The sequence below is a fragment of the Novosphingobium sp. TCA1 genome (assembly GCF_009811895.1).
GTDB classification, from domain to species: Bacteria; Pseudomonadota; Alphaproteobacteria; order Sphingomonadales; family Sphingomonadaceae; genus Novosphingobium; species Novosphingobium panipatense_A.
In genome coordinates, this window is the sequence record NZ_BLJH01000095.1 from 1 (window position 1) to 2,871 (window position 2,871).

The following is a 2,871-nucleotide window of genomic DNA, read 5'->3' on the forward strand; positions in this document are numbered from 1 at the left end:
CAGAGGAAGGCCGAACCCATTTCCGCATTGGGTCGGGAGGGTCGCGCCTCGATGAGGACACGCCTCTCCCGCCCACCGAACCGGACGTGATAGTTTCCCATCATCCGGCTCTCCGTGCTTGCATGTCGCCGCTATCGAGCGGCTTGAGTTGCCCGGCGTGGAGCGCCTTGTGACAAGGCAAGCAGAGGACGATGCGTTTGCGCCGCCGTGCCGCCGCGACCTGTTTCCAAAGCGGGGTATTCTTCATGTCCGCCAAGCGGTGGGCATGGTGAACCTCACACGGATGTTCGGTCGAGCCACAATATTCGCACTGCTTTGCCCGAAGCCGATCCATCACGTCCGAGCGCCCCTTCGTGAAGTGAGGGATTGCCCAACGATCAACTTTCGGCCCGAGGTTCGGCAGCCGGTCGATATGCTTTAGATTGAAGACAGCAACCGACCGTTCCTTCCCGTCCACTTTGAAGCGGACGGCGAGTCCATCCCGTGTCTTGAGACGGTGGGCGACCTGATTGACCGATAGCCGCAGCTTGAACGCCAGCGTTTTCAGCAGGCTGGTTTCCCAGAGGAACCACAGCTTGCGAAGGCTGAACTTCGCGACGTAGGCCAACCGGTAATAGTTGGCGAGCCCGCGCATCTCGGCGTTGTATGCCAGCACGATCTCCAGCATCGAGCTGTCGACCAGATACCGGCGGTGCATCGCTTTCAGACGCCCAAGGTCACCATAGCCCTTGCGTTGATTGAACCGCACGAGCCGGTCGTGCGGAACGCGGAGGTGAATGCGATCAGCCGGATCGCGCGAACGCACGACCCGCCTTCCCAACTTCGTCCGCCGAACCCTGCTCCCGGTCACGGTGATAACCGTGTAGCCGAGGAACGTGGTCCCCTTCGACGCTTTGCTCAACCTGCTCTTTTCCGGCGACGCTTCGAGGTGAAGGCAATGACGGAGATAATCCGCCACCTGCGCCATCACATCTCGGGCGTCCGCCTTCGAGCCGATCACACCAATGATGAAGTCATCGGCATAGCGGCAGAACAATAGCCGTTTGAAGTTCGGATCGAGCCCGTTCTTCGACGGCATGGTGGAGCGTTCCGTCTCCATCTCCCGGATCTTGGCAAGGACCGCCTCCGCTTCGGCCTCACGGCCTTCGCTCAGCAGCCTCTCGACCCGGAGGCGACGTTTATACATGCCGATGGTAAGGTTGCGGTATCGCGGGTTCTCAGCCCTTCGTTTGCCTCGGTCGAACCGCGCTTTCATCCCTGCCAAGAACTGATCCAGTTCGTGAAGATAGATGTTGGCGAGGATCGGAGAGACGACGCCACCTTGCGGCGTGCCGCTGTAAGTGGCGTTAAAGGACCAGTCCTCCATGTAACCGGCCTTGAGCATCCCTTCGATCAGACGGATGAACCGCTTGTCGTCGATCTTCCTGTTAAGCAGGTCGATCAGGATGCTGTGGTCGATATTGTCGAAGAAACCGACGACATCGACGTCCACCAGCCATTTCACGCCAGTCCAGGTGTCCTTGATATGTTCAAGGGCGGTGTGGCAGGATCGGCCTCGCCGGAAGCCATGCGAGTGCGGTGAGAACACCGGCTCGTATATGCGTTCCAGCAGCAGCTTCACCGCCGCCTGAACCAGCTTGTCGCTGGCCGTTGGGATGCCCAGTGGGCGTGTTTTCCCATTGGCCTTGGGGATTAAGACCCTACGCACGGGGGCGAAGCGGTAGCTGCCGTTTGTGATTTGCCCGATGATCCGTTCGACCCGCTCTAAGGAGAACCCGTCGAGCGTTTCGTCGGTGACGCCGGGCGTGAGCGCGCCTCGGTTGGAGGCGATCTCGGCATAGGCCTGCTCCCACAGGAGCGGGTCTGCCATCATACGCGACAAGCCATTGATCCGCTTGCCCTGTCTCGACAGGGTTGGGATCGATTCCAGTCGCCGTTGCAAGGTATCGGGTAGCATCAGCACGCCCACCCTGTTGGCTGACCAGTCTCGCAAGCACTGCCGCCCTTCACCCGACCAGTGAGGAGTCCCGCACCGGTTGCCCGGCAACTTTCGTCCGTGATCGTCCATCCGAAGATGGCTGTCCGGGGCATTACCCCCGGCATTTGGCTACTATGACGGCTCTGTCGCCATGTGGGTCGCTGAAGCGCCCATTTAGGCGATCCCGTGTTTACGCGAACAAGGAGATGCGATGCGGTTAGGCGCTCCGTTCGTCCCTTTGATCCCATCGATGATGGGCAGGCCGCGCTGGCTGGGCCGAGGGTGTTTGATCGCACCACCCTCTTCATTCCGGGCCTAGTAGCATCCCGGTTTCTGCGCGGTGCGACGCTGCAACCATCGCTGCGCCGCTGTCGAGGATAAAACCCTGAGGACTGGAGTTCAGGCAGTGTAGCTTTCGCCGTACGCACCTTGCGATGACCCGCCCGACCTACGATGGTTTCGGCAGTTTGGGCCTTTTCCCGACATGCTATGGTCCCGTTCCTCTTTCGAGATTTCAGCCGGTTCATCACCGGCACCGGTAAGTCGGGGACGCATGGATTTTCCCAGCTATCCAGAAGACATGTCTTCACTCCTTTATTCGCGCCGACACGGCGCACCACGAGTTCCTCGCGGGCGTAGTCCTTCGACCCGAACCCGTTCGCGAGGTCGCGGCCCAGCCGGGACTTGTGGCCGGTTGAATGACAAAGCTCGTGAAAAACCGTTCGAAACCAGTTCACCGGCTCATAGAATGCGTGTTGTGGCGGCACCTGCACATAGTCTGCGCCGGGCGCATAAAAGGCCTTGTCGCCGCCGATCCGGAAATTGACCCCGCTTGCGGCAATGAGCGCCTCGGCCACCGGCACGATCTCGCGCTCGGGCAAGGCGACCGGCTG

At 60.5% G+C, this 2,871-nt stretch carries 1 protein-coding gene and 1 pseudogene; both read right to left on the reverse strand.

Annotated elements, in window-relative coordinates; all coding sequences use genetic code 11:
• Positions 1-100: 100 nt before the first annotated feature.
• Positions 101-1,957: a reverse transcriptase domain-containing protein gene (locus NTCA1_RS28085; RefSeq protein ID WP_159832487.1), complete on the reverse strand. Its 1,857-nt coding sequence runs from the start codon at positions 1,955-1,957 to the stop codon at positions 101-103.
• A gap of 638 nt (positions 1,958-2,595) precedes the next feature.
• Positions 2,596-2,871: pseudogene (locus NTCA1_RS28950) on the reverse strand (zincin-like metallopeptidase domain-containing protein); the annotation flags it as partial.

Excerpts from the sequence above, each read along its gene's own strand:
- NTCA1_RS28085 (WP_159832487.1), bottom strand. The coding sequence starts at position 1,957 with ATGCTACCCGATACCTTGCAACGGCGACTGGAATCGATCCCAACCCTG.